At 68.6% G+C, this 423-nt stretch carries 1 protein-coding gene; it reads left to right on the plus strand.

Annotated features, from left to right (window positions below; genetic code table 11):
• The coding region (locus tag ABOA88_RS24040) for an inverse autotransporter beta domain-containing protein (protein ID WP_440127997.1) at positions 1-423 on the plus strand (423 nt) is incomplete at both ends.

A 423-nucleotide genomic window follows, 5' to 3' on the forward strand; every position in this document is an offset into this window, starting at 1 on the left:
CTACCAGATCGGCGAGCCGTGGGCCAAACAGGTCGACCCGGCCGGCGTCGGCGCCCTGCGCACCCTGGCCGGCAGCCGCTACGACCTGGTCGAGCGCAACAACCACATCGTTCTCGAATACCGCAAGAAGCAGGTCATCCAGATGGCCGCCGCCGCCCATGTCAACGGCCAGGGCGGCGAGACCAAGTCCCTGAACGTGTGGGTCAACAGCAAGTACCCGCTGTCGCACATCGACTGGACCGCCCCGGCGCTGCTGCAGGCCGGCGGCAAGCTCGTCCACGACGGCGGCCCCCACTACAGCGTGGTGTTGCCGGATTACCAGACCGGCGCCCAGCCCACCAACGTCTACACCCTCCACGGCGTGGCCGTGGACAGCAAAGGCAACCGCTCCGGGCGCAGCGAGACCCGCGTGACCGTGAATGC

Origin of the sequence: Pseudomonas sp. PKS, assembly GCF_051913525.1 — a bacterium.
In the GTDB taxonomy this organism is placed as follows: Bacteria; Pseudomonadota; Gammaproteobacteria; order Pseudomonadales; family Pseudomonadaceae; genus Aquipseudomonas; species Aquipseudomonas guariconensis_D.